The sequence below is a fragment of the Parabacteroides sp. AM58-2XD genome (assembly GCF_003463685.1).
GTDB lineage: Bacteria > Bacteroidota > Bacteroidia > Bacteroidales > Tannerellaceae > Parabacteroides > Parabacteroides segnis.
The window spans coordinates 1-25588 of sequence record NZ_QSDP01000095.1; the positions used below are offsets into that span (position 1 = coordinate 1).

Here is a 25588-nt window from a genome sequence, read left to right on the forward strand (position 1 = left end):
TGGTAGGTTGCTCCTCAGCAGAGCCTACTTCCTCTTAACATCCTGATACAAAGATAAATTATAAAAGTTAATTAATAATGAATTATCCAACTTTGTTTGGATTTTAAATAGAATGATATGAAGAACTAATATCGAGCATATCGGAACAGAACCGGAAGATGATGATTATTTGACATTCGGGTTGTTTCGTTTGCAGGATTTGTAAAAGCGATACTGATTGCTTAAAGCAAAAATGTATCGATGGAAACTCGATAAGTAAAAACGGTTTGGGAAACCAACAAAATGGAGTGAATAAATATGGTAAAGCGTTTGTTGTTGCTGATAATGATTGTTTTTGGTCATTCGGTTGCGATTGCTCAAAACAATATAGACAGCTTGTTTGCCTCGGTGAGCAGACAGTTGTCGAGGCATCCTTCTGAGTGTGTGTATCTGCAAACAAGTAAAGGAATTTATGAAACAGGAGAAGATATGTGGTTCAAAGCCTACCAGTTGGACGCACAGTCTTTCGGACTTTCAGACCGGAGTAAGACGCTTTATCTTCAAATGGTAGATAGCAAGGATAGCGTGGTATGGCGTGAGAAATATCCTATCGGGAACGGAATAGCGGACGGCCATGTGTATGTGGATGAAAAATTACCGGAGGGGGATTATTCATTAGAAGGCTATACCCGGTATTCGTTCCGTAACGATACAACCGGGATACTATCGGCCCATAAAATAAGAGTAGTAAAGAACATCGCACAGAATAACCAACGAACAGACAAGGGAGAGGAAAGTAATTTGCGTTTCGACCTTTTTCCCGAAGGCGGTAATCTGATTTCAGGTTTATCTTCCCGGTTGGCTTTCAAGGCTACAGATGGCAAAGGCTATCCGGTAGATGTGGAAGGTACATTGTATGAGGATGACAACCCTGCAACAACGTTCAAGAGTTTCATGACGGAATGGGATTTTTCTTTTTTACGCCTTCCGCCGGAAAGAAATACCATATTGAACTGAAAGACGGGAAGATTTATTCCTTGCCGGAAATTTACCCGCAAGGAATGACATTGAGATTATCCCGCCAGGATAAGGATGGGTTGGAGTTTGTGATATCGCAGACGGACGGATTACCTAAACAAGAAATCTATCTGCTGGGGCAAATGCGTGGAATGGTTTGTTGTGTAGCTAAAGGGAAATTGAAAGATAATCTGAAAATAAAGATTCCGTTCACGGAATTTGCTTATCAGGGAATAGTTGAATTTACTTTGTTTGACAAAACAATGCAACCTGTGGCAGAACGGCTGGTGTATGTTCACCCGGAAAAGAAACTGAATATCAGCATTGAACCGGAAAAGGATAATTATGCATTAATAGAAAAGGCTACGCTGAATATAAAGGTGACGGATGGTAATGGAAAACCGGTACAGGCAAATCTGGGTATCAGCGTGTTCGATAAGGCGTATCTAAATCCGGCTGCCCCGATGAATATCCTTACTCATTGTTACCTGTCCTCTCAGATACGGGGTAAAATCCATAATCCTGTATATTATTTTGATGAAGGAAACAAAGACCGGATACAGGCAATGGATATTCTTCTATTGACGCAAGGCTGGCGACGGTATGTTCGGAGCGTACATAATCCGGTTTGCCAAGGTGACATATTTTTGTCTGATGAAATATCCGGTATTCAGACGATAGGAAGCAAGAAAAAAAGTAAGGAGACGCAAAGTACGGAACAACTGATTCAGGTATCAGGTGCGGAAGATAATTCAGCATTTGTGTGGGCGGATTCGGTGGGATATTTTACAATCGGCACGGATGTGATGAAAGAGCTTCGAGGCGGTTATGTGTATGTAAAACCAATGTTGTCGAAGGAGTTCAAACCCAGACTGGAACTCATGGACTATTTTCCGCAGATAGACAGTATCAGGAAAAATAAGCCATCCTGTTATCCGATAATGGATTTGTCGCAAACGATAAAAGAGCAGGTTCTCGATATGCCGATAGTGAGCAATGACAGTACGATACTTCTTGATGAAGTGGTTGTAACCCGCAAAGCTCGCAAACCGTTCCGGGATAAATTGATGGGGCGGTTGGATAGTTTGGCTCATAAAGATTTAGGCGGTCCTTGGGTTTGTGAATGTGCTACGGCAGAAGATTATTTGAATGATTATGATGGTTATTCACATCATCCGGCAGGTAGCCCGGGCGATAATTACAAAGGAAAAAGGTTGGTTCCCGTAAATGGAAAGCAATATACGCTTATTAAATATGAACCCAAGGGACCAAATGGTATCTGGATTGTCACGGATATAAAATATAAAATTTATTAGGGGCCTGAGTTTACAGAGGAGGAGCTTCTTAAAATGAATAATCTCTACCGTACCAAAGGCTACTACGCCTCCCGTGAGTTTTACCAGCCGGACGAAGTGGATATGTCATTATCCACACCGGATGCCCGAAATACCTTGCTGTGGCAACCTTCCGTCATTACGGACGAAAAAGGCGAAGCGACTGTTTCGTTTTATTGCTCGGATATTAATACCGGATTTGTGGGAATAGCGGAGGGTGTCGATGGTATGGGACTGCTTGGTACAGGGAAATGTGAGTTCTGGGTAGTTAGGAATTTGACTATCCAATGAATTGTGGCAATAAATCGTTCACCATTCACCTCTATGTTTGTAATTGGTTCATATATTGATTGTTATTGCATTTTGATGGAGGTGAACGGTTGGTGAAAAAGGTGAACGGTTTATTTCAACCTTTCACCTGATTCGATTTGGCTGGTAGTATTTTAATTATCGCCCTACAGGATATTTGCTAACAAGTCATTTCTTTTTAATACAAAAGATACTGTCCGGTAATTGCTAATCAAGAGTCGTTAAGCTTTTCGACGTATATCATCAAGCTTAACGACCTACGTCGAAAAGGCTATGACTATAAGCTTTGACCTTAGTATATAATTCTTGGAAGATTAGTTTACAACCGGATACGCCTTTGAAAAGGTGAACGATTGAGAGAAAGCATTCACCTTTAAGCCGAATCGTTCATCTGATTTTATTTGCATAACTGGTTAATTGATAGTATGTTGCTTTTGCAAGGTGAACGGTGAAGGATAAAACAGCTTAATTGTCATATGATAATTAGAAAGTGTTTTGAATTTATTGTTTAGTTCGTTTCTTATCAGATGTGAATGTTGCGTCGTTGGTAGGGGCGGTTCGCGAACCGCCTTTACGGTGTCAATATAAGCCTGTAAGGCTTTAACAAACCAGCCCAGGGTTCCAACCCTGGGTTTATGAAAACCCGTTCCTGCCTTTCCGCCCTGTAAGGTCGGGACAAGCTAAATATCAACCCTTTTCGTCTTGTCGCACCCCTACAGGGTGCCTCAGAAAGAGAAGGATTCAAGGGAACCCAGGGTTAGAACCCTGGGCTAGTTTGTTACAGGCCTACAGCCTGAAGGCACCGTCACTAATTGGTTCATCCTATAATTAGCGGATAACTCAATTATTTCTAAATTGACACATTGGTATATTGCCACATTGGCTCATATTCTATAATGGAACCTAGGAATAAATTCATAACAATTTCTTAAAATCGGACTGATAATGTTTAGACGGATTAAAATGAATAACAAGGAATGTTTTACAGACGATTTTCTTTTTACTTTTGTGCCGAGGCCATAAAAAGCCTCTTTAGTAATAACGAATCATTTCATCAATGGAGATAAATCGTAAAGATTTAGTTGAGCACTATGGCACAATGGTCGCAACCATTGCCCACCGGATGATTCAGAACAGGGAGATTGCAAAGGAGGCGGCTCAGGAAGTCTGGTATGAGGTGTTTAAGAGCCTGCCTTCATTCAATGCAGATTCTGAATTATCGACCTGGATTTATACGATTGCGAAGCGGACTATTTCGCGGTATGCTCAAAATGAAAAGGTGGCGACATTGGTGAAGCTGGAACAATTCAGGGCTTTGCAGGAAATCGAATATTCCGGTTCTGATGAGGAACGGAAGGAGTGGGTCAAGGAAAGATGTGACTGGTGCTTGACGGCTTTGAATCATTGCCTGAATAATGATGCCCGGCTGATTTTTATTTTTAAGGAGAATATAGGGCTTTCTCATAAAGAGATCGGAGCGATTATGGAAATGTCGGTAGAGAATGTCCGTAAGATATACTCCCGTTCCATTGATAAGATCAGCCATTTCCTGACCGATACCTGTCCGCTTTATAACCCTGCGGGAACCTGTAAATGCAGGATTTGTAAACAGGTCTTTTTTATTGACCTGGATAAAGAATATACCACAGTCGCCAAAATGATACGGTTGGCCGACCTGTATCAGAAGTTTGAAAAAGATTTGCCCCGGAAGAATTATTGGGAAAAATTTCTGGACTGAGTTGTCACAATCTCTACACTGTTACTCACTAATTATAATGTATAACTTAAAAAGTAACATTATGATGATTAAAATTGAATTTTTGAGAGAGCAAATCATTGAAGCACGGAATTTTGTAAACCGTCTGATTTCAGAAATGCCCGAAGAGCTATGGTACACAATTCCGGAAGGTACGGATTCAAACTTTGCCTGGCAGATCGGGCATCTGCTGGTTTCACAGAATTTTCATGCCATTACAACGATAACCGGGGTAAATGAAGATGTTAAGCGGCAGATACCTATTGCCCGTTATAATAAAATATTTAATGGCATGGGAACTTTGCACCGTTCTGTTGAAAGGAATTTTATCCCACCTTCGGAATTAAAGGCACAATTGGGTTTTGTGCACGATATTTGCCTTACAAACCTACTGACTCTTAACGATGAAATCCTGAAAGAACCCCTTGAACCAATCCCGTTTAAGCATCCCGTTGCCAATATAAAGTACGAAGCCTTGTCTTGGTGTTTCAAGCATGAGATGTGGCATAGTGCCGAGATGGAGGCAATAAAAAGGGCTTTGGGATATCCGATCGTCTGGATGAAGTAATAAACCTGTTCGTGAACAATGTTATAAAACATCTTGTTATATACACAAAGGCAAAAAGAGAGATAGATTCGGAGGCAGCGGCTCCATGTTTAGGTTTATTAATTTAATGTTTAGGTATTATGAGACGTTTAGGTATGGCTGTAGCAGCCATTTTATTATGTGCAACGGTAGGTTTTGCACGCGAGAACCGGAACAATGTGAGTAAAGAACCGTTTGCTATTAACTTTGAGAAACTGAGTTATTATTTACAATTAACCCCGTCTCAGACGGGTGAAGTAGCAAATATAAATGAATTTTTCCTGGATAAACAACGTGAAAGTCTGCGTGCCAGCGAAAGCCAGCAACAAAAAAAGATGCATCAGGCTGTTTATGGAAATCTGAAGTTGATGAAAAAGGTTCTGACGCCCGATCAGTATCGCAAATATGTAACATTGTTGAATGTGACAAATAATAATAATCGTGCACTGAACCTTTAATATAAAAGGTGAGGGGGGATTTGTTCCCCGGATCGCGATTGTTGAAAACAGGTGGAAGAGATTACGCAATTTGTTTGTGTAGTCTCTTCTTTTTTTATCTATCTTTGTGGCACTGAAAACAAATAATGATTGAATCTAAATTATGAAACAACTTGGTTTTCCTTCTAATGCTACATTGAAGAGTAATGCAGTCGATTATTCTCTGATTGTGGTTGGGGCTTTTTTGCAGGCATTGAGTTATGTACTTTTCCTGGCTCCCTATAAAATTGTGCCGGGGGGCGTTTATGGTATTTCCATCGTTTTGCATTATGTGACGAAAGGTGTTTTCTCCATTTTTCCGGACGGTTTGCCGATGGGTGCTACTGCCTTATGCTTTAACGTTCCATTGTTGTTGCTGGCAATGAAAAAAATCGGTCTTTCTTCGGGACCGAAAACGATCGTGACGTTTGTGCTTATTTCCGTCTTTACGGATACGTTGTCTTATTTTTGCGGAACGGAACCGCTGGTGGAAAATGATACGTTTATCGCCTGTTTCTATGGAGGGGCGATATTGGGTATCGGGGTGACTTGTGTGTTTAAGGCGCAAAGTACCAGTGCGGGAACAGATGTGCTGGCCCGTGTTATTGCCAATAATTCCAATTTGAAAGTAAGTAATATGATTATAATACTGGATTCTGCGATCGTGATGTTAGGCTTGATCGTATTCCAGGACTGGGCGGTTCCATTGTATTCCTGGTTCGCTATTTTTGTGTATGGTAAGGTTGTTGAAATGTTCCAGACGGAAAATCCGAATCGTGCTGTCTTTATCGTATCGAAGAAGACACAGGAGATAAAAGACCTGATTGTCGGAAAGATGGGGATGCGGGGTACTTTCCTGCACGGACGGGGCATGTATGAAGGAAAGGAAAAAGAGATCATCTTTACCATTGCCGAACGTAAGGATATGCCGCGTCTGAAAGATGAAATTAAGGAGATCGATCCGAATGCTTTTATTTCTACTATGCATGCGAGCAAGGATTCGCCTCGTCCGGGAATCTGATAAATTGATAATTAATAATTTAAAATTGAAAATTAAATGGAGGGATTAACTGCAAACCGATATTAATTTTCGATTTTCAACTTTCAATTTTCAATTATTTCCTATCTTTGCCGAACTTTAAACTAACATATAGAAAAAGTAATGCCTAATATCTCACAGCGGGGTGTCAATATGCCGGCTTCCCCCATTAGAAAACTCGTTCCGCTAGCCAATAAGGCTAAAGCAAAGGGTACCAAAGTGTACCATCTGAATATCGGTCAACCGGATTTACCTACTCCCGAGGTCGCGATGGAGCTATGCGCCGTATTGACCGTAAAGTATTGGAATATTCTCCGAGTGAGGGAATTCGTAGTTTCCGTGAGAAATTGGTTAAATACTATGCGAAATTCAATATCAATGTCGATGTTGAAGATATAATCATCACTACCGGAGGCTCGGAAGCAGTATTCTTTTCGTTTATGGCTTGTCTGGATCCGGGGGATGAAATTATTGTTCCCGAACCTGCGTATGCAAACTATATGGCGTTTGCCATTTCCTGTGGAGCTGTGATCAAAACAGTTCCGTCTACTATCGATGAGGTTTTGCTCTTCCTTCGGTGGAACGGTTTGAGGAACTGATTACTCCGCGTACCAAAGCGATCCTGATCTGTAACCCGAATAATCCGACCGGTTATCTGTACACACAGAAGGAAATGGATCAGATTCGTGATATCGTAAAGAAATATGATCTGTTCCTGTTCTCGGATGAGGTATATCGTGAATTCTGTTATACGGGTGCTCCTTATATCTCGGCATTCCATTTGAAAGGTATCGAGAATAATGTGGTACTGGTGGATTCGGTTTCCAAACGTTACAGCGAATGCGGTATCCGTATCGGTGCGCTGATTACGAAGAACCAAATGGTGAAGGAAAATGTTATGAAATGGTGTCAGGCACGTCTGAGTCCTCCTTTGGTCGGACAGATCATTGCTGAGCTTCACTGGATACGCCTGAAGATTATATGTTGGATGTCTACAACGAATATGTGGAACGCCGTAAATTCCTGATCGACGGGCTGAACCGTATTCCGGGTTGTTATTCTCCGATCCCTATGGGGGCCTTCTATACGGTGGCCAAATTGCCGGTCGATGATGCCGATAAGTTTTGTGCCTGGTGTCTGGACGAGTTCGAATATGAAGGACAGACGGTTATGATGGCTCCGGCTTCCGGTTTCTATACAACACCCGGTTTGGGGAAAATGAAGTGCGTATTGCCTATGTCCTGAAAAAGGAAGATTTGGCAAAAGCACTGGTGGTCCTGGCAAAGGCGTTGGAGGCTTATCCGGGAAGAGTTATTTAATCAACTGAATCGAATTGAACTTAGAACTATTTATAGCACGAAGAATTCATTTCAGTAAGGAGGGGAATCGTCAGGTTACTCCTCCTGCTGTTCGTATTGCCATAGTCGGTGTAGCGCTAGGGTTGGCGGTGATGATTCTTTCGGTCGCTATTGTGATTGGTTTTAAGAAAGAGGTTCGTAATAAGGTGATTGGTTTTGGTTCTCACATTCAGATCACCAATTTTGATAATAACAGTTCGTATGAAACGACGCCGATTGCGGTGAGCGATTCTTTGCTTCAGGCACTCCAGGAGTTTCCTGGTATCAAGCATATAGAAGGATATGCCACTAAAATGGGCATTTTGAAAACGGATAGTGATTTTCAGGGTGTCGTATTGAAAGGGATCGATACGGATTATGACTGGAGTTTTTTCCGGAACAACCTGAAAGAAGGTGAGTTGCTGACGATAGACCCCAAAAAGACTTCGACTGATGTAATCATTTCCAGATATTTATCCGACTTGCTGGGATTGAAGCTGGGCGACAGTATTCTGACTTATTTTGTCCAGGAAGATGTCCGTGCCCGTAAATTCAATATCGTCGGGATTTACGAGACCGGCTTTATGGATTATGACAAGCTATTTGTTTTGGCTGACATTAAGCAGATCCGCCGGTTGAACGGTTGGGAGAAGGATGAGGTCAGTGGGCTGGAATTGCTTGTAGATGATTACGATAAGCTGGACCAGATTGCAGAAGACCTGTATTTCAATCTGGTGGAGAAACAGGACCGTCATGGGAATACCTATTTTACCCGTTCGATAAAGGAGATGAATCCTATGATATTTAACTGGCTCGATGTGCTGGATGTGAATGTGGTAGTTATTCTTATCTTGATCTTTGCGGTTGCAGGGTTTACCATGATTTCCGGTTTGCTTATTATTATTCTGGAGCGGACGAATATGATCGGTATCCTGAAAGCGTTGGGTGAGAACAATGTCAGTATCCGCAAGATATTTCTTTATATCTCTTTCTTCCTGATCGGGAAGGGGATGCTTTGGGGGAATGTGGTTGGTATCGCTATTTGTTTGATCCAGTCTCATTTTCGTATAATAAAACTGGATCCTTCCATCTATTATCTGGATGCGGTGCCTATTGATTTAAGTATAATCTCCTTGATTCTCTTGAATATCGGGACCTTATGTGCATCGATGCTAATGATGCTCGGTCCGTCTTACCTTATCACGAAGATCGATCCTGCCAAGAGCATACGATTTGAGTAATTTTCAATTCATTTATTTCCCAGTCGGAATGTATAATCGTTTTTTCCTCTGAATATCCTGTAAATTCTTACGTATAGATTGAACAGGGGCAGCAACAGTTCCAGGAGGAACAGCCAGCCGGTTACAGGTTTCTGTTGCAGGAGTTTAGCTGATTTGTGCAGGATTGTCGCTTTGGTTGAAAAACGTATGATGTATAATAATCCTGCCAGTATGGATATCAGCCAGTTGCCTAAAATGCCCATGACGATACTGGCGATTACCGCGATAAATAAAAGGAAATAACTCAGGCTTTCCATTCTGAAAAAGGTCAGGTTCCAGCCTTTATAATAACGTTGGGTGGCGGCACGTGATACTTTCATCTCTTTCCACATGCTGAAACGGTCTATCTTTGCCATTTCCGTGATGCTTTCCGGAGAATATTCCACCCAGGTATTCTGAGCGTTTGCAGATTCGTTGATAAATAAATCGTCATCGCCGGCATGCAGGCTGAGCGATTTGTAATACCCTTTATGGGCAAAGAATAAATCTTTCCGGTATGAGAGGTTACGGCCGTTGCCGGTATAGGGATTTCCGGTGAGGGCGGACGAGATATATTGCAATCCGGTTATCAGGTTATCATAAGCGACCAGCTTATGGAAAAATCCTTTATGATGCCCATATGCACAAAAGCCTAAAATGATGTTTGTCCTGGAAGCATAGTTGCGTGCCATGGCTGATATCCAGTTTTTACCCATAGGTTCGCAATTGGCTTCCGTAAAAAGGAGGATGTCGTGTTTGGCGGCTTTGATACCGACAGTGAGTGCCAGTTTTTTACGGCTCAGATATTTTACGTCTTCCGGGATATAGGTGTGATAAAGATGGTCGTATTCGTTCTTGAATGTTTTTAAAACTTCGTCACTCTCATCGGTGGAACCGTCGTTGACAACAACTATTTCGTATTCCGGATAGTCCTGGTTCAACAAAGCCGGGAGGTGTTTCTTTAGGTTCTCCGATTCGTTCTTGGCATAGACAATCACGGAAACGGCAGGCTTTGCCTGTCCCTGTTGCATTTGTCTTCTTTTAGCCTGTCTCAACGGGCGGGCATAGGTGACAAGATAATATAAGAGCTGGATGACGAATAGACCGGCAGTCGTGCCTGCCAGTATCATTTCTATATGATTGAAAATAAGTAAGTCGTTCATTCTTGAAGATGTAAATTAAAAAACGTACAAATGTACATGTTTCCTTCCTAATTACCACATTCAAAAAGAAATATCCTGAAGTTCCTGTTTATACCAGTAAATGTGCAATTAATGTAAAAGGTGGGCGGAAAGAAGGAAGTACTTTTGCTGCGGTAATTTTAATAGGAATAATGTGATGAATAGAAAAATGGGAATCGTGGTTCTGGTCCTTTCTTTATTAGCGGCTTTGGAACCTTTGAGCATAGATCTTTATCTCCCTGCTTTTACAGATATTGCTGAAAGCCTGCAAGTTTCTTTGAGTGAAGTACAAATATCCTTATCCATCTTCCTGGCAGGTTTTGCTATCGGACAACTGTTCTGGGGGACGCTTTCCGATTATTACGGACGCAAGAATCCGATCCTGGCAGCTACGGCTTTGTATACGATCAGTTCGTTTGCTTCCATCTATGTGACTTCGATCGAACAGTTGTGGGTAATCCGCTTTCTGCAAGCCTTTGGCGGTTGTGCCGGGGTGGTGGTAGGACGTGCTGCTGTGAATGATTTGTTTGTAAATGAACAGCGGACGAAGGTATTCTCCCTGTTGGTGATCATCTCCGGAATTGCGCCGGTTATTGCGCCGACTATCGGGAATTTGTTATTGAAACAGTGGCATTGGCACGGGGTGTTTAATACAATGGCCCTGTTAGGAGCCTTTACTATTCTGCTGACCTGGTTGTTTCTTCCGAAAAGTAAACCGGTGGTATTATCCGGAGAGATGAAAGCGAAGAAGCCTTCGGTGAAAGAGATGGTAAAAGGATATGTCAGGGTGATGAAAGTATGGCCGTTCATGGTTTACACTATTATTGGCTGTATGGCTTATGGAGGTTTGATGGTCTATGTGTCTAATGCACCTTTTTTGATTATGGAGAAGGGGGGCATGTCGGGTGATACGTTTGCAATCATTTTTGCGATCAATTCGTTGGGATTGATGTTCGGGACTTATATTATTAATTTTATGCTGAAATATATGACGTTGAAGAAACTTGTACGATATACGTTGGCTGTGCAGCTGTTGATCGGGACATTACTGATTATTACCGCTTTTGCTTCGACCTCTGTTATTCCTTTGTTGGTACTGGTATTTCTGAATCTGATCCCGATCGGATTATTGTTACCGGCTACGACATCGCTCGGTTTGGCTTATTTTAAGGAAGACAGCGGATCTGCTTCGGCATTGATGGGATTTTTGCAATTGTTCTTTACCGGTGTCCTTTCGGCAGTAGTCAGTTTCTTACAAAATGATTCGGTTGTACCGATGATGTGCGGATTATTTGTTTGCGGGTTGGCTTCTTTTGTGCTGCTGTTTGTCGATACGCGTCGTCGCCTGGCGGTGATCAAGGTCCGTTCATGACAGGTCTTTCTTCAGCAGCGACCGGAATTGCTCGGGCGTGTATCCGCTTTGTTCCTTGAAAAAGCGGGTGAAATAAGACGCTTCGCTGAATCCGAGATCGAACGCTATTTCTTTGAAACTCGAAACGCCATGGCTTATCATGCGTTTGGCTTCCAATAGCAGCCGTTGGTCGATCAGTTGTTTAACTGTGTGGCCGACGGCTTTTTTTGTCAGTTCGTTCATCCGTTTGTTGCTGAGGTTTACTTCGCGGGCATAAAAATCGGTTGTGCGTTCACTGATAAAATGGGTGTCGATCAGGGAAAGCACTCTGTTGACGCGGATGTCCTGGTTGCCTGGGGTGTCGGTATGCAGCAGTAATAAGTGGGTGATAAAGGCATGCATATAAGAATTTAGCAGGCTTTTGCGGTGTAATCCTTCGTGTTCGGCATAGATCAGGTTGGCTATCCGGCGGACGGCAGGAGCTTCGCTGCCGGGAAGGGTGAGAATGTCCGGGAATGAATAATCTGCATAACTCTCGATATGCAGGCAGAGCCGTTCGAAATAATCACGGTTGATGGCAAACAGAAAACCTTTTTGTTCTTTCAGTTTCATGGTGTGTACCTGTCCCGGGCGGATCAGGAAAATCTGGTTGGATTGTAGCGGATGCTCGGTGAAGTCGATGCTGTGACTTTCTTCCGGCCCGGTTTCCATGAAAAATAAAAGTTCGTAAAAGTTGTGACAGTGTGATCCCCGGAAATTCAATGGTGTGCAGTTTTCGATGCGTTCGGCGACGAAGAAATCACTTTCATCCAGGTTATGTACGGGAATATTATCTAAGAACATTTCACTCTATTTTATCGCAAAGATAGTTTTTAATTCCTTATTTTTGTGTTGTATATCCCCGTGAAATATGAATGAAAATGTACTCGAAAAACTGAAAGTATTAGCAGAATCAGCTAAATATGATGTATCCTGCGCGTCAAGCGGCACGTCCCGTTCCGGAAAGAAAGGAATGATTGGCAGTGCGGCTGGCTGGGGTATTTGCCATAGTTTTGCGGAGGACGGACGGTGTATTTCTTTGTTGAAGATTATGCTGACCAACAATTGCATGTATGATTGTGCCTACTGCATTAACCGCCGGAGCAATGATTTGCCGCGGGCTACGCTTTCGGTTACGGAGCTGGTCTATCTGACGATCGAGTTTTACCGGCGTAATTATATAGAAGGGCTTTTCCTCAGTTCGGGCGTGGTACGCAGTCCGGATTATACGATGGAACGGTTGGTGCGCGTGATAAAAGATTTGCGACTGGTTCATCGTTTCAACGGGTATATCCATATGAAAAGCATTCCGGGTGCCAGCCAGGAGCTGGTGAACGAAGCCGGTTTGTATGCCGACCGTCTGAGTGTGAATATCGAGATCCCAACGAAAAAAGTTTGCAGGTGCTTGCACCGGAAAAAGACTTTAAAAGTGTCTTTGCCCCGATGCGTTATATCCAGCAGGGGGTATTGCAGAGTGCGGAGGAACGGAAGCGTTTCCGTCACGCTCCGAGGTTTGCTCCCGCCGGACAAAGTACGCAGATGATTGTCGGGGCGACTGCCGATACAGACAAGGATATTCTCCGCCTGTCATCGGCCCTGTATCAGCGTCCGACGATGAAACGTGTTTATTATTCCGGTTTCATTCCTGTGAACGATTATGATAACCGGCTGCCGGCATTGAAACAGCCGCCTCTGGTGCGGGAGAACCGTTTGTATCAGGCCGATTGGTTGTTGCGCTTTTATGAATTTAAAGTGGATGAGATCGTGAACGATGCCTATCCGGAACTCGATCTGGAGGTCGATCCGAAATTATCGTGGGCGTTGCGAAATCCGCATATGTTCCCGGTTGATATCAATAAAGCGGATTACGAGTTGCTTCTGCGCGTTCCCGGCATCGGGGTGAAATCAGCGAAGATGATCATCGTTTCCCGTCGTTACTCCCGCCTCGGCTCGGAGCAATTGAAGAAGATCGGTGTCGTCATGAAGAAGGCTCAGTATTTTATTACTTGTTACGAACTGGCGATGCGGACGGTTAACGAGCTGACGCCGGAAAATGTGCGCCATATACTGATTCAAAAGAAGGGTAAACGGTTTGACGACCGGCAACTGACAATTCAATTTCAAGACGTACTGTAAACATGATTGCTTTTATATATGACAAAACTTTCGAGGGATTACTGACTGCTGTCTTCGACGCTTACGTCCGGAAGTCGTTTCCTGATGTGTTGCTGGCCGAAGGGGAACCGTTGCCTTTGTTCTGTGAGGAGACGGTGACAATCTGTTCCGATAAGCAAAAAGCCGACCGTGTCTGGAAAGGCCTTGAAAAGAAAATATCCAAACTGTCCCTTTCCGGACTGACGGTCTCCTGGCTGTCGGAGCTGCCTGAGATTGACATGCTTTTATTCCGCTATATCCGTAAGGCGATCGACCAATCCAAGTCTATAGGAATGAATTTTGGCGACTCCGATGTATTGCAGATTTCTAAAATATGGAAGAAGGTGAGTAATGAGCGTCTCCGTATCATGCAGTTCCTCCGTTTTCAGAAGGCGGTGGATGGCACCTATTTCTCGGCTGTCGAACCTATATATAATGTATTGCCGCTCGTCCTTCCTTATCTGAACGACCGTTTCGGTGACCAGAAATGGCTAATTTACGACATGCGCCGTGAATACGGATATTATTATGATCTGAAGGAAACAATCGAAGTCCGTTTTGAACAGAAGGAAGCACATCTACTTTCCGGTTTTCTGAGTGAGAGCCTGATGGATAAGGATGAAATGCTTTTTCAGCAAATGTGGAAAGAGTATTTTAAGACGATTGCGATTAAGGAACGTCTGAACCCGAAACTGCACCGGCAACATTTACCGGTCCGTTTCTGGAAGTATATGACGGAAAAGCAGTAGAAGACAAGAACGTTACATCCGGAAGAAAATAAAATTCCTTTCGAAAGAAATTCAAATTTCATCCGAAAGGAATATCTTTTTCCTCAGTTTTTATTTCTGCCAGATCTCCCAGGCCGCAAAAGCCTGAAGCAGCAACATTTCGAGTCCGTTCTTAACGACAGCCCCTTTTTCTTTTCCTTTTTTCATGAAGAGCGTTTCATCCGGATTATACAACAGATCGTATAACAGATGATTTGGAGTGAGCAAATCGTATGGAATATCCGGGCAACTGTTGACATTGGGGAACATTCCCAATGGGGTCGTATTGACTATGACGGTGTATTGCTCCATTGTTTTCGGGGTGATTTCGTCATAGGTAATACAAAATTCTTTCGGTTTGCGTGAAACCAGGGTTGCTCCGACACCCAGTTGCTTTAGTCCCTGGAACACGGCTTTTGAGGCGCCGCCTGTCCCCAGGATCAATGCTTTCCGATGTGTTTCATTTAATAAAGGATCGATAGACTGTTTGAAGCCGATGATATCGGAGTTGTATCCTTTCAGTTTTTTACCGAAAAGGCCTTTTGTGAATTTGATAACGTTCACGGCTCCGATCAGGCGGGCGTCTTCATCCAGTTCGTCCAGATAAGGAATGACCTGTTCTTTGTAAGGAATCGTTACATTCAGACCATTCAATTCGGGATTCTCTTTCAGTACATTTTTAATTTCCTTGATATTCGGAATCTCGAAATTCACATATTGGGCATCTATTTTTTCCGCTTCAAACTTCTGGTTGAAATAAGTTTTGGAAAACGAATGTCCGAGTGGGTATCCCAATAAACCATATTTCTGCATAACCTTTTCTAGTATTTGTTTATTTCGTAGGGATGGTTCGCGAACCATCCTTACAACCTGTGTATAATGAACAAATTCCAAAGGTGAAGGTACGTGCTTTCGCCTGGGCAAATCCCTGGCGGGCAAGCAATTCTTCCATGACCTTACCTTGAGGAACGACTTTGATAGATTCCGGAAGATAGCTGTAAGCGGCTTTCTCTTTTGAAAATAACCGGCCAATAAATGGAATGATCGTTTTTGAATAAATAGGGTAGAGCTGTTTCATCGGGAAATGTTCCGGTGTGGAAAGTTCCAGAATCATGAGATGGCCACCGGGTTTGAGTACCCGGAACATCTCGGCAATACCTTGTTCGATATTTTCAAAGTTACGTACTCCGAATGCGGCGGTAACGGCATCGAATGAATTGTCCGGATAAGTGAGTGCCGTACAGTCCTGTTGTTCGAACGATATATACTCCGACAAACCGGCTTTCGCTACCTTTTCGCGTCCGACCTGCATCATGCCTTCTGAAATATCAGCCCCGATGATCCGGTTGGCTTTTAGTTTCCGGTGCATGGAAATGGCCAGGTCGCCCGTTCCGGTTGCAATATCCAGTATGGATTGCGGAGAAAAAGGACGCAGGAAAGCAATGCCTTTCCTGCGCCATATTTTATCGATACCGAACGAGAGCGTATGGTTCAGTAGATCGTAAGTGCCCGCAATGGAGTCGAACATGCGTTTGACTTGCGTGCCCTTCTGTTCCTCCCGGTTGTAAGGTAAAATCTGTTCCGAACCGTACTTCATATATACTTATTTATTGTTCAGATAATCGGTTACATTCTTTTCGATGCGTGCCAACAGATTGTCTGTGTCGCCTTTTTCGAATTTCTCGCCGGTGATATGTTCGAACAGTTCGATATAACGTTCGCTGATACCTTCAACGATAGCCGGAGTCATTTCCGGAACCTGCTGTCCGGCTTTGCCCTGGAAACCGTTGTCCATCAACCATTCGCGAACGAATTCTTTAGACAGCTGTTTCTGCGGTTCACCTTTGGCGAAACGGTCTTCATAACCTTCCGAGTAGAAGTAACGTGAAGAGTCGGGTGTATGGATTTCATCGATCAGGTAGATCTTTCCGTCGCGGTGACCGAATTCATATTTTGTATCTACCAGAATCAGGCCGCGTTGTGCAGCAATTTCCGTACCACGTTTGAACAACTCCATCGTATATTTTTCAAGAACGGCGTAGTCTGCTTCAGAAACAAGTCCCTGTTTCAGGATTTCTTCTTTGGAGATGTCTTCGTCGTGAGCTCCGATAGCAGCTTTAGTTGTCGGAGTGATGATCGGTTCGGGGAAACGCTGGTTTTCGCGCATTCCTTCCGGCAGTTTCACGCCACAGATTTCACGTACACCGCTTTTGTAAGCACGCCATGCACTACCGCAAAGGTAACCGCGTACGATCATTTCAACAGGGAAACCTTCGCACTGTACACCAACGGTAACCATTGGGTCGGGTGAAGCTAATTTCCAGTTCGGGCAAATGTCGGTGGTCGCGTCAAGGAATTTGGCAGCAATCTGGTTCAACATCTGGCCTTTGTAAGGAATACCTTCCGGCAATACTACGTCGAAAGCTGAAATACGGTCGGTTGCGACCATCACCAATACTTCGTCATTGATATTGTACACGTCGCGTACTTTACCATGATAGACACTTTTTTGTCCCGGGAAATTGTAATCTGTTCTAACTAACGCCTTCTTCATGACCAATTTATTTTTGATTATTTATCTGATAGTTTGTTGTTCTTTTCTAGTTTCTTTGCAGCGGTTTCCGCTTTCTTTTTCTCATCGAATTTATCGTATGCTTCAACGATTCGCTGTACTAGCTTATGACGAACGATGTCTTTCTTGTCGAATTCCACCTTGCCTATTCCTTTGACACCTTTCAATATCTGCATGGCCTGCACTAGGCCGGAGGTTGCGGTAGGGGGAAGGTCGATCTGTGTCACGTCACCGGTAATGATCATTTTTGCGTTCATCCCCAAACGGGTGAGGAACATTTTGATCTGGTGCGTCGTTGTATTTTGTGCTTCATCGAGGATAATAACGGCATCGTTCAGCGTACGTCCACGCATAAAAGCCAGCGGAGCGATCTGAATCACGTTATTTTCCATGTATTCTTTGAGTTTTGCCCCCGGGATCATATCCTGTAATGCATCGTACAGAGGTTGCAGATACGGATCGAGCTTATCTTTCATTTCTCCCGGAAGGAATCCCAGCTTTTCGCCGGCCTCGACTGCGGGACGGCTCAGGATAATCTTCCTTATTTCCTTATTCTTTAACGCTTTCACTGCAAGAGCTATTGCAACGAATGTCTTACCTGTTCCGGCAGGACCTGTGGCAAAGACCAGGTCGTTTTCTTCAAAAGCTTTTACGAGTATTTGCTGATTTTCGGTACGGGCAACGATTGCCTTCCCGTTCATTCCGTGGATAATCAGGTTTTCCTGTTTGACGACTGTCGGAGTTTTTCCTTTGATAATGTCGAGGATGACATCTTCGCTCAGGGAGTTAAATTCCTCGCAGTATTTTTCTACTTCACGGATCTTCTTAAGGAACAGTTCGGATTCGTCTTCGTCTCCGATTACTTTCATCACATTTCCGCGGGCAACGATGCGAAGCTTAGGAAACAGTGTTTTAATCAGCTGCATGTTCGCATTATTCACTCCGTAAAAAATAACCGGGTCTACACTTTCAAGAATATAAATACGTTCTATCATCCGTTCTTTTCCTTGTCTTATTTTTTTATGTTTTTATTCCCTTTGATTTAGGTACGCAAAATTAGCAATATTCTTTATCTCATGAATATATTCCTGTCTTTTTTTGATATTACCGATGGAACATTTCTTTTAGCCGCCAGTTATCCTGCCTGCAATCCCATATGGCGTGTATCTCGATCAGGGTCGGACTGATGGTGTAAATTAATTTATAATGCTTTTCGACTACCAGGGAGCGGAAATTCTGAGGAAATTCATCCAGTAAAGGTTCGGAAATTCCGGCATAGGGAAATGTTTTCAAAGGTTCAGCAGAATCAAGTAGTTTATTATATATGCGGATTGCAGATCTTTCACTTTTCTCGCTGTAATATTCGTAAATGTCGTCAAGTAAGGTGATGGCTTGTGGTAACCACTTTAGTTTTATTTGCATAATGGATGTCTTTTGCGTAATTCTTCTGTAGTCATTCCCAAGCCTTGTTTGGATTCTTCGATAGATTTTTTCAGCACCTCTTTCAGTTCCTCAACCGTCATTTGTGCCGGATACCTTTCTGTTTTCTTTTCCATATGCTGGCTGATCAGCTTTTTGATCTTGTTCAGCAACTGCTCATCATCGATTTGCGTCACTTGTTCGATCAGTGAAAGTTTTAGTTCTAAAGTACTCATATTCTTACTTAATTAATAGTGTTGACCACAAAAATAGGTAATTCTTTTTGATCTTCATACAACAAAGTATAGTAATTTTCTTATTTTTGTCCTCCGTAAAATTGAAAAGGATGAAAATAGCTATTAATGCAATTATATTGTTTTTTGTACTGGTGTCGACCAGTGTGTTCCTTTCCTGTAAAGAAAAACGTGGCGAGTTGAAAACCATCTGGTATAACGGAAGTTATAATCGTGATTTTAACGATTTGAATGACGTCCAGCTGGCTGTCGCCCAAAAGATCGGAATAGAACCCATCAGTAACCGTGAAGATGCCGAACATGCTTCCAAAAAGATGCAGGAGATCAAAACCGGCGATTATTACGAAGTGGAAGAACTGAAACACTCTATCCCTTATCTGATTCCGGAAGCGGCAACCTTACTGGAAGATATCGGCCGTAATTTTCAGGACTCCCTTTATAATCTGAATGCATCTCTCTATAAAATAAAAGTAACCAGCGTCACCCGTACGTAGATGATGTGAAGAAACTGGGCAAACGCAATTACAATGCTTCCATGAACTCAGCCCATCGCTACGGTACAACCTTTGACGTTTCCTGGGTGCGTTATACCAAGATCAATGAGAAAGATACCCTGAATATCGACAACGACCGCCTTAAAATGGTACTTGCGTCAGTGCTTCGCGACCTGAAAAGAGCAGACCGTTGTTATATAAAGCACGAACGCAAGCAGGGATGTTTCCATATCACAGTTCGTAAATAAACTGTGATAAGGGGCTTTTTACAGAATTTTCTCTTCGATGATCTTCTTCAACTCGTGTTTGGGCATAGTTCCCAGCATGAGTTCTTTGGTCCCGTCCGTTTTACAGATAAGAAGGGTAGGGATGGTGCGGATATTAAAGAGCGTTTCGAGATCTTCTTCTTTGTCTACATTCACTTTATAAATATCCAATCGTCCTTCATATGTTTGAGCGAACTCTTCCAGTATCGGATCAAGACGTTTACAGTAACCGCACCAGGGAGCCTGGAAATCTACGATACAAGGTTTGTCACCTACATATTTCCAGTCTTTCGGGCCAGCTTCGACGTTACCTATTTTTTGAATGAATTCAGTCTTTGTTAGTTCTATCGGTTTCATATATTCATTGTTTTAATTGACAATGCAAAATTACATTAGATCGGTGACTAACGGAATGGCAATATAACTTATATTCTTGTCAATTTTTCCCAGGGGTATATCTTTACCGTTTCTCCGGCATATTACCGGCAGCCTCGGAGAGGAAAGATAAAACAACGTCTCTATGGGGACTATTCAGCAACAGATAGATAAGCTCGGTAAACTTGACCGGGAGCATTTCCTCTTTCAGCTTTTTTTCCAGGTTATGGTATAGCTGGACGGCGTTGAAAAAGTTCCGGAAGACCTTTTGTCGGGGGATGATATATACTTTTTGCCTGGTAACAGGCGGTTGGTGCAGGCTCAAGGCACTGATCACTTTCGGGAGTTTGAGAATGCACTGTGCTGTCCATTGGTTGAAGAAGAAGGTAAATCCGGAATGATTCTGATCATGGACAGATTCGGAAAAAGCGTATGCTCCCGGTGGGATAAGGGCTAATTCCCCTTCTTCAATGATTTGTTCGGAATCGCTGTTTTTCAAACATAACGTACCGGATACTGCATACACAATAGAATAATCTGTCAGGAAATTCCGGGTGTTTTCCTGAGAAGAAGATGTTGAAATGCGTATACTTTCTAAAAGATCCGGCAAGATAAAGTTTTCCACTACCATCATATACCTCTGAGTCTTTGACTCTTTTTTCGTGTATTACAGCTTAATCAATAATATAAAATCCTTACTAAAATAATAACAGGTCTACCATTTCATATACACCTGTTTTCTATAAATTCGAGATAAAGATAAGCCTTTTCTTTAAAAAAACGATAAGAATGAGGTAGTTAGAATCTCTTTTTTTCAGACGGGAAGCCTGCCTGCCACCTTTAAAACAGTTGGATAAGAAGTAAACCAAGCAATACAGAAACACCGGTTGCTATCAGTCCGGGAACCATAAAAGAATGATTTAAGATATATTTACCAATATGCGTAGTTCCCGTACGGTCAAAATTGATTGCAGCCACCACTGTCGGATAATTCGGAATAAAAAAGTATCCGTTTACGGCAGGGAAGAGTGCGATCAGCATATACGGAGAGATCCCCAGCGCTAACCCTAAAGGAAGCAAAGCACGAACGGTAGCTGCCTGGCTGAATAATAAGATAGACATCAGGAACAGAGCAATCCCGAACAGCCAGGGCATAGCTGTAACGATCTGCTCGATAGAACCTTTCAGTTCCGCCATATTACCACCGATAAATGTGTCACCCATCCAGGCAATACCGAAGATAGCGACAACCGCCTGCATGCCGGCAGAGAAAACCGATCCCTGTACCGCCTTGATCCCGTCTGTCCGGGTAGCCAGTAAAATGATGGCCGCCGCCGATAACATCAGTATTTCGATAATATAAGCCATCGACAATGACTGCCCGTTGAATACTGGACGAATGCTTTCGATAGAACCGAACAGGATAATCCCGATTGTCGCCAGGATAAAGATAATGACCGACCAGCCGGCTGCTTTCTGGTTTTTGACATCTTTCAGTTCATATTTCTGGGTAGTGAATTCTCCTTCAGCAATACGTCTTTTGAATTCAGGATCATCTTCAAGTTCTTTGCCGACACGCAGGGAATAGAATGCTCCCGCCAGGACACCCGCCAACGTACAGGCACTGAGATCATCAGAATATCGAACAGGCTGACATTGAACCCCTGTCCGGTCAGCATACTTAACAGGGCAACGGTCGCCGCAGAGATCGGACTGGCTGTAATAGCTTGCTGTGAGGCGATTACGGCAATACCCAGCGGGCGTTCCGGGCGTATCTTCGTTTCGGTCGCCACCTCGGCAATAACCGGTAAAACAGAGTAAGCCACATGTCCGGTTCCAGCAATAAAGGTAAAGAGATAGGTAACCAGTGGACTCAATATCGTAATCTTGGAAGGATTTTTACGAAGCAGCTTTTCCGCCCATTTCACCATCAGGTCTAATCCTCCGGCGGCCTGCATACAGCTGGCTGCTGCAATGACCGCTACGATCATTAACATCACGTCGATTGGGGGTGACGTTGGTTCGAGGCCGAAGACAAAAGTCAGTACTGCCAGCCCCAGGCCACCCAATACACCTAAACCAATACCACCTAAACGGGCTCCGATAATTATTGCAACTAAAACGAAGGCTAATTGAATCAACATATTCTGTAACTTGTTATTGTAGATTTAGTTTGATAAAGTCGCAAATTTAGTTATTTTTGTTGCGCTAAGAACTACAAACACATTTAAAATGCGCATGAAAAGATTCAATTTTGTTATTTTAGTCGTGTTATTCGGTTGGCTGACTAACCTTTCGGCACAACAAGTACGTAGTGAATTCCTGCTGGAGAAAAACTGGAAGTTCACCCGTGAGGATAACCCCGACTTTATCAAACCCGCTTTCGACGACAGTAAATGGCAATCGGTGACGGTTCCGCACGATTGGGCGATATACGGTCCGTTCAGTTCCCAGAACGATAAGCAGGAAGTGGCTATTTTGCAAGACGGCCAGAAGGAGGCGTTGGAACATGCCGGCCGTACGGGCGGTCTGCCTTTCGTGGGTGTGGGTTGGTACCGCACCGAGTTTGAAGTACCCCAGTTCGCTGAAGGGAAAAAAGCTTCAATCCTGTTTGACGGGGCGATGAGCCACGCCAAAGTCTATATCAATGGCGAAGAGGTAGGTTACTGGCCTTATGGCTATAACTCATTCCATTTTGACATTACGAAGTACTTGAAACCGGGACAGAAGAACACGCTGGCTGTCCGTCTGGAAAACCTGCCGGAGTCCTCCCGCTGGTATCCGGGTGCCGGCCTGTACCGAAATGTACATGTGATCGTTACGGAAGATGCTCATATTCCGATATGGGGGACTTTTGTTACAACACCTATCGTTAAGAAAGAGTTTGCCAAAGTGAATGTCAACACAAAGGTAAACCTTCCGGAAGGTGCCGATCCGAAACAATATGCCGTGAAAACCAGCCTGCGTAACCCGAACGGACAAATGCTGGTTGAAACAATGCTTCCGCTGAACGATATCATATATAATAATGGTACGGTCGATCAGGAATTCATTGTTCACACCCCGACCCTCTGGTCGCCGGATATGCCCGCTCTGTATGTGGCTGAAAGCCGCCTGTACAAGAACGGAACAGAGTTGAAAGATGAATATACGACATCTTTCGGTATCCGTTCCATCGAAATCATTCCAGGAAAAGGATTCTTCCTGAACGGTGAAAAGACAGTCTTTAAAGGCGTATGTAACCATCATGACCTGGGCCCGTTGGGTGCAGCCGTCAATGATGCGGCTATCCGCCGCCAGATCCGTATCCTGAAAGATATGGGTTGTAATGCGATCCGTACTTCCCATAATATGCCGGCTCCCGATTTGGTGAAGGCCTGCGACGAAATGGGTATGATGCTGATGGCAGAAAGTTTCGACGAATGGAACGTAGCCAAATGTAAGAACGGCTACAACCTCTTCTTCGACGAATGGGCGGAAAAAGATATGGTGAACCTGCTTCATAACTTCCGTAACAATCCGAGTATCGTTATGTGGTGTATCGGTAACGAAGTGCCGAACCAGTGGATCGAAGGCGACGCCAAGATTGCCCGCTTCCTTCAGGACATCTGTCACCGCGAAGACCCGACACGTCCCGTTACTCAGGGAATGGATGCCCCGGATGCTGTCGTGAACAATAACTTTGCCGCTGTCATGGAAGTAGCCGGTTTCAACTACCGTCCGTTCAAATATCAGATTAATTATAAGAAACTGCCTCAGGAAATCATCCTGGGAAGCGAGACTGCTTCCACGGTAAGTTCACGCGGTGTTTATAAATTTCCGGTTGAACGTAAGGCGATGGCTGTCTACGACGATCATCAGAGCTCTTCTTACGATGTAGAACATTGTGGCTGGTCGAATCTGCCGGAAGACGACTTTATCCAGCATGAAGACCTGCCTTACTGTATCGGTGAGTTCGTATGGACCGGTTTCGACTATCTGGGCGAACCGACGCCGTATTATACCAACTGGCCGAGCCACAGTTCCCTGTTCGGTATCATCGACCTGGCCGGTATTCCAAAGGATCGTTACTATCTGTACCGCAGCCATTGGAACAAAGCGGAAAAGACATTGCATATCCTGCCTCACTGGACATGGCCGGGACGCGAAGGCGAAGTCACTCCGGTATTCGTGTATACCAATTATCCTTCTGCCGAACTGTTCATCAACGGAAAGAGCCAGGGCAAACGTACGAAAGACCTGAGTATCGGTATCGACAGCAGCTATACCGAAGCCGCTCAGAAGAGTTTCGAACGTCAGAAACGTTACCGTCTGATGTGGATGGATACTAAATACGAGCCGGGAACATTGAAAGTGGTAGCCTACGATAAGGATGGCAACGCCGTAGCCGAAGAGGAAGTACACACAGCCGGCAAGCCTCACCATATCGAACTGTCTGCCGACCGTACTAACCTGACAGCCGATGGCAAAGACCTCTCTTTCATCAACGTAAGAGTGGTTGACAAGAACGGAAATCTTTGCCCGGATGCCACCAACCAGATCAAGTTTAACGTACGTGGCAACGGAACCTACAAGGCGGCAGCCAACGGTAACCCCGCCAGCCTCGAATCCTTCCAGGCCCCGCAGATGAAACTGTTCAGCGGACAGCTGACAGCCATCGTACAAACGGAAGAAACACCGGGAACGATTTACTTTGAAGCATCCTCCCCGGGTGTCAAGAGTGCACGGATCGAGTTGATAAGCAGGTAAGTATTGATCGGTCAGTATATATTTATTGATATAATAGGAACAAGAATGGGGGTGTGTCAAAATGTACATATCCCCTTAATTGTGTTGCAAAGCATGTAAAACAAAGAGTCAAAAAAACGTTATAAACAGAATAAAATGTTTCCTTTGTAGAGTTGTTCGTTTTAAGAGCTATCAAACATGGAGAGTGACTGATTGACCTAATAAACCTTGACTATACAAAGGCGTATAGCTTGGCTGTTTATATAGCCGGGCTTTTTTTGTAAACAGGCCTTTAAGGGAGCTAAATGACCGGAACTTTAATTATGGCAGAAAGCGTGTCCCGTGACAGGGATGCGCTTTCTTGGTAAATCCGGTTATTTTCTGGTATGCCATAAAACATAAAGTGAAGCCTCTGTTTTCTCAACTAAGATCTTGCCTATATCGCTATTTTTCTGTAACTTAGTAAAAAAATAAAAGACCAATGCCCACAAAAACACATTTTCGGGATTATGCTCCCAACCAAACAGTTCTTTTTCCTAGAAGAATTGATGAAAACGTAGCAGCGAACGATCCGGTCCGTGTGGTCAATACAGTTATTGATAATCTCAATCTTGACAATTTCAAGAAGCTTTATAAAGCAACCGGTCGTTGTCCTTATCATCCTAAAATGATGCTTAAGGTGATTATCTACGCCTACATGAACAATATCTATTCGTGCCGCAAAATAGAGAAGCTTCTCCTACGTGACATTCATTATATCTGGCTTTCCGGTAATGAACATCCGGATTTTATTACCATCAACCGTTTCCGTAATCGTGTAAAAGGAGAGATAAATAATGTATTCACGCAGTTGGTTCTTGTCCTTGCCGACAAAGGTTTCATCAGCCTTGACGTAG

At 43.6% G+C, this 25588-nt stretch carries 19 protein-coding genes and 5 pseudogenes; 13 read left to right on the forward strand and 11 right to left on the reverse strand.

The features are described from left to right. Window positions 1–297: 297 nt before the first annotated feature. The 7 genes and pseudogenes from DXA15_RS28100 to DXA15_RS19255 all read left to right on the forward strand — a co-directional run bounded on the left by DXA15_RS28100 (window position 298) and on the right by DXA15_RS19255 (window position 9074). Window positions 298–2621: pseudogene (locus tag DXA15_RS28100) on the forward strand (hypothetical protein). Between the two features lie 1075 nt (window positions 2622–3696). Further along, entirely contained in the window at window positions 3697–4377 is a 681-nt protein-coding gene (locus DXA15_RS19230) for an RNA polymerase sigma factor (protein ID WP_199676374.1), read from the forward strand. Window positions 4378–4441: 64 nt separating this feature from the next. Further along, window positions 4442–4963: a DinB family protein gene (locus DXA15_RS19235; RefSeq protein WP_128135127.1), complete on the forward strand. Its 522-nt coding sequence runs from the start codon at window positions 4442–4444 to the stop codon at window positions 4961–4963. A 119-nt stretch (window positions 4964–5082) separates the two neighbouring features. After that, window positions 5083–5439 carry a hypothetical protein gene (locus DXA15_RS19240; RefSeq protein WP_007653677.1) on the forward strand — a complete coding sequence of 119 codons (357 nt, stop codon included), beginning with the start codon at window positions 5083–5085 and terminating at the stop codon, window positions 5437–5439. A 142-nt stretch (window positions 5440–5581) separates the two neighbouring features. Next, entirely contained in the window at window positions 5582–6478 is an 897-nt protein-coding gene (locus DXA15_RS19245; RefSeq protein ID WP_128135114.1) for a YitT family protein, read from the forward strand. A 141-nt stretch (window positions 6479–6619) separates the two neighbouring features. Next, window positions 6620–7815 (forward strand): annotated as a pseudogene (locus DXA15_RS19250) (pyridoxal phosphate-dependent aminotransferase). A 14-nt stretch (window positions 7816–7829) separates the two neighbouring features. Next, window positions 7830–9074 (forward strand): ABC transporter permease, encoded by a 1245-nt coding sequence (locus DXA15_RS19255; RefSeq protein WP_128135115.1) that lies wholly within the window; start codon window positions 7830–7832, stop codon window positions 9072–9074. Window positions 9075–9082: 8 nt separating this feature from the next. Here DXA15_RS19255 and DXA15_RS19260 read toward each other — a convergent pair whose 3' ends face one another. After that, complete coding sequence (locus tag DXA15_RS19260) at window positions 9083–10255, reverse strand: glycosyltransferase (RefSeq protein WP_128135116.1); 1173 nt, start codon at window positions 10253–10255, stop codon at window positions 9083–9085. A 175-nt stretch (window positions 10256–10430) separates the two neighbouring features. Between DXA15_RS19260 and DXA15_RS19265 the strand changes: the two genes are divergently transcribed. Beyond that, on the forward strand, window positions 10431–11645 hold the full coding sequence (locus DXA15_RS19265) for a multidrug effflux MFS transporter (protein ID WP_128135128.1): 1215 nt from the start codon (window positions 10431–10433) through the stop codon (window positions 11643–11645). Here DXA15_RS19265 and DXA15_RS19270 read toward each other — a convergent pair. Then, window positions 11640–12467, reverse strand: a complete 828-nt coding sequence (locus tag DXA15_RS19270) for an AraC family transcriptional regulator (RefSeq protein ID WP_128135117.1) — start codon at window positions 12465–12467, stop codon at window positions 11640–11642. The genes DXA15_RS19265 and DXA15_RS19270 overlap by 6 nt on opposite strands. A 67-nt stretch (window positions 12468–12534) precedes the next feature. Here DXA15_RS19270 and DXA15_RS19275 point away from each other — a divergent pair. Together DXA15_RS19275 and DXA15_RS19280 are read left to right on the forward strand one after the other, a co-directional pair. Next, window positions 12535–13799, forward strand: a pseudogene (locus DXA15_RS19275) (putative DNA modification/repair radical SAM protein). Between the two features lie 2 nt (window positions 13800–13801). Continuing rightward, window positions 13802–14566 (forward strand): TIGR03915 family putative DNA repair protein, encoded by a 765-nt coding sequence (locus tag DXA15_RS19280; protein ID WP_128135118.1) that lies wholly within the window; start codon window positions 13802–13804, stop codon window positions 14564–14566. A gap of 90 nt (window positions 14567–14656) precedes the next feature. On the opposite strand, the gene DXA15_RS19285 is transcribed toward DXA15_RS19280, so the two are convergent. The 6 genes from DXA15_RS19285 to DXA15_RS19310 all read right to left on the reverse strand — a co-directional run bounded on the left by DXA15_RS19285 (window position 14657) and on the right by DXA15_RS19310 (window position 18811). Continuing rightward, window positions 14657–15397, reverse strand: a complete 741-nt coding sequence (locus tag DXA15_RS19285; protein ID WP_007653662.1) for a shikimate dehydrogenase — start codon at window positions 15395–15397, stop codon at window positions 14657–14659. 19 nt (window positions 15398–15416) lie between these two features. Then, window positions 15417–16181, reverse strand: coding sequence for a bifunctional demethylmenaquinone methyltransferase/2-methoxy-6-polyprenyl-1,4-benzoquinol methylase UbiE (ubiE, locus tag DXA15_RS19290; protein ID WP_128135119.1), 765 nt, complete (start codon window positions 16179–16181; stop codon window positions 15417–15419). Between the two features lie 6 nt (window positions 16182–16187). Beyond that, the gene (locus DXA15_RS19295) at window positions 16188–17138 is read right to left on the reverse strand and encodes a phosphoribosylaminoimidazolesuccinocarboxamide synthase (RefSeq protein ID WP_010800277.1); all 951 of its coding nucleotides are present in this window, start codon (window positions 17136–17138) and stop codon (window positions 16188–16190) included. Window positions 17139–17155: 17 nt separating this feature from the next. After that, complete coding sequence (locus DXA15_RS19300; protein WP_128135120.1) at window positions 17156–18151, reverse strand: PhoH family protein; 996 nt, start codon at window positions 18149–18151, stop codon at window positions 17156–17158. A gap of 109 nt (window positions 18152–18260) precedes the next feature. Further along, a complete protein-coding gene (locus tag DXA15_RS19305; protein ID WP_128135121.1) occupies window positions 18261–18578 on the reverse strand; it encodes a type II toxin-antitoxin system RelE/ParE family toxin in 318 nt (105 codons plus the stop codon). Then, window positions 18569–18811, reverse strand: coding sequence for a hypothetical protein (locus DXA15_RS19310; protein WP_128135122.1), 243 nt, complete (start codon window positions 18809–18811; stop codon window positions 18569–18571). Before DXA15_RS19310 ends, DXA15_RS19305 begins: the two co-directional genes overlap by 10 nt. A 110-nt stretch (window positions 18812–18921) precedes the next feature. On the opposite strand from DXA15_RS19310, the pseudogene DXA15_RS19315 reads away from it, so the two are divergent. Then, window positions 18922–19571: pseudogene (locus tag DXA15_RS19315) on the forward strand (DUF5715 family protein). An 18-nt stretch (window positions 19572–19589) separates the two neighbouring features. Here the strand turns inward: DXA15_RS19315 and DXA15_RS19320 are convergent. The 3 genes and pseudogenes from DXA15_RS19320 to DXA15_RS19330 form a co-directional block, all read right to left on the reverse strand. Beyond that, on the reverse strand, window positions 19590–19946 hold the full coding sequence (locus DXA15_RS19320) for a co-chaperone YbbN (protein ID WP_128135123.1): 357 nt from the start codon (window positions 19944–19946) through the stop codon (window positions 19590–19592). A 103-nt stretch (window positions 19947–20049) separates the two neighbouring features. Beyond that, window positions 20050–20598: a hypothetical protein gene (locus tag DXA15_RS19325; RefSeq protein ID WP_128135124.1), complete on the reverse strand. Its 549-nt coding sequence runs from the start codon at window positions 20596–20598 to the stop codon at window positions 20050–20052. 206 nt (window positions 20599–20804) lie between these two features. Next, window positions 20805–22108: pseudogene (locus DXA15_RS19330) on the reverse strand (anaerobic C4-dicarboxylate transporter family protein). Window positions 22109–22202: 94 nt separating this feature from the next. On the opposite strand from DXA15_RS19330, the gene galB reads away from it, so the two are divergent. Then, window positions 22203–24713: a beta-galactosidase GalB gene (gene galB / locus DXA15_RS19335; RefSeq protein WP_128135125.1), complete on the forward strand. Its 2511-nt coding sequence runs from the start codon at window positions 22203–22205 to the stop codon at window positions 24711–24713. Window positions 24714–25173: 460 nt separating this feature from the next. Beyond that, the coding region (locus tag DXA15_RS19340; RefSeq protein ID WP_147349099.1) for a transposase at window positions 25174–25588 on the forward strand (415 nt) is incomplete at its 3' end.

Bases quoted from the DNA above. Each gene is read 5' to 3' on its own strand.
- DXA15_RS19230 (WP_199676374.1), top strand. From the start codon at position 3,697: ATGGAGATAAATCGTAAAGATTTAGTTGAGCACTATGGCACAATGGTC.
- DXA15_RS19235 (WP_128135127.1), top strand. From the start codon at position 4,442: ATGATTAAAATTGAATTTTTGAGAGAGCAAATCATTGAAGCACGGAAT.
- DXA15_RS19240 (WP_007653677.1), top strand. From the start codon at position 5,083: ATGAGACGTTTAGGTATGGCTGTAGCAGCCATTTTATTATGTGCAACG.
- DXA15_RS19245 (WP_128135114.1), top strand. From the start codon at position 5,582: ATGAAACAACTTGGTTTTCCTTCTAATGCTACATTGAAGAGTAATGCA.
- DXA15_RS19260 (WP_128135116.1), bottom strand. From the start codon at position 10,255: ATGAACGACTTACTTATTTTCAATCATATAGAAATGATACTGGCAGGC.
- DXA15_RS19265 (WP_128135128.1), top strand. From the start codon at position 10,431: ATGAATAGAAAAATGGGAATCGTGGTTCTGGTCCTTTCTTTATTAGCG.
- DXA15_RS19270 (WP_128135117.1), bottom strand. From the start codon at position 12,467: ATGTTCTTAGATAATATTCCCGTACATAACCTGGATGAAAGTGATTTC.
- DXA15_RS19280 (WP_128135118.1), top strand. From the start codon at position 13,802: ATGATTGCTTTTATATATGACAAAACTTTCGAGGGATTACTGACTGCT.
- DXA15_RS19285 (WP_007653662.1), bottom strand. From the start codon at position 15,397: ATGCAGAAATATGGTTTATTGGGATACCCACTCGGACATTCGTTTTCC.
- ubiE (WP_128135119.1), bottom strand. From the start codon at position 16,181: ATGAAGTACGGTTCGGAACAGATTTTACCTTACAACCGGGAGGAACAG.
- DXA15_RS19295 (WP_010800277.1), bottom strand. From the start codon at position 17,138: ATGAAGAAGGCGTTAGTTAGAACAGATTACAATTTCCCGGGACAAAAA.
- DXA15_RS19300 (WP_128135120.1), bottom strand. From the start codon at position 18,151: ATGATAGAACGTATTTATATTCTTGAAAGTGTAGACCCGGTTATTTTT.
- DXA15_RS19305 (WP_128135121.1), bottom strand. From the start codon at position 18,578: ATGCAAATAAAACTAAAGTGGTTACCACAAGCCATCACCTTACTTGAC.
- DXA15_RS19310 (WP_128135122.1), bottom strand. From the start codon at position 18,811: ATGAGTACTTTAGAACTAAAACTTTCACTGATCGAACAAGTGACGCAA.
- DXA15_RS19320 (WP_128135123.1), bottom strand. From the start codon at position 19,946: ATGAAACCGATAGAACTAACAAAGACTGAATTCATTCAAAAAATAGGT.
- DXA15_RS19325 (WP_128135124.1), bottom strand. From the start codon at position 20,598: ATGATGGTAGTGGAAAACTTTATCTTGCCGGATCTTTTAGAAAGTATA.
- galB (WP_128135125.1), top strand. From the start codon at position 22,203: ATGAAAAGATTCAATTTTGTTATTTTAGTCGTGTTATTCGGTTGGCTG.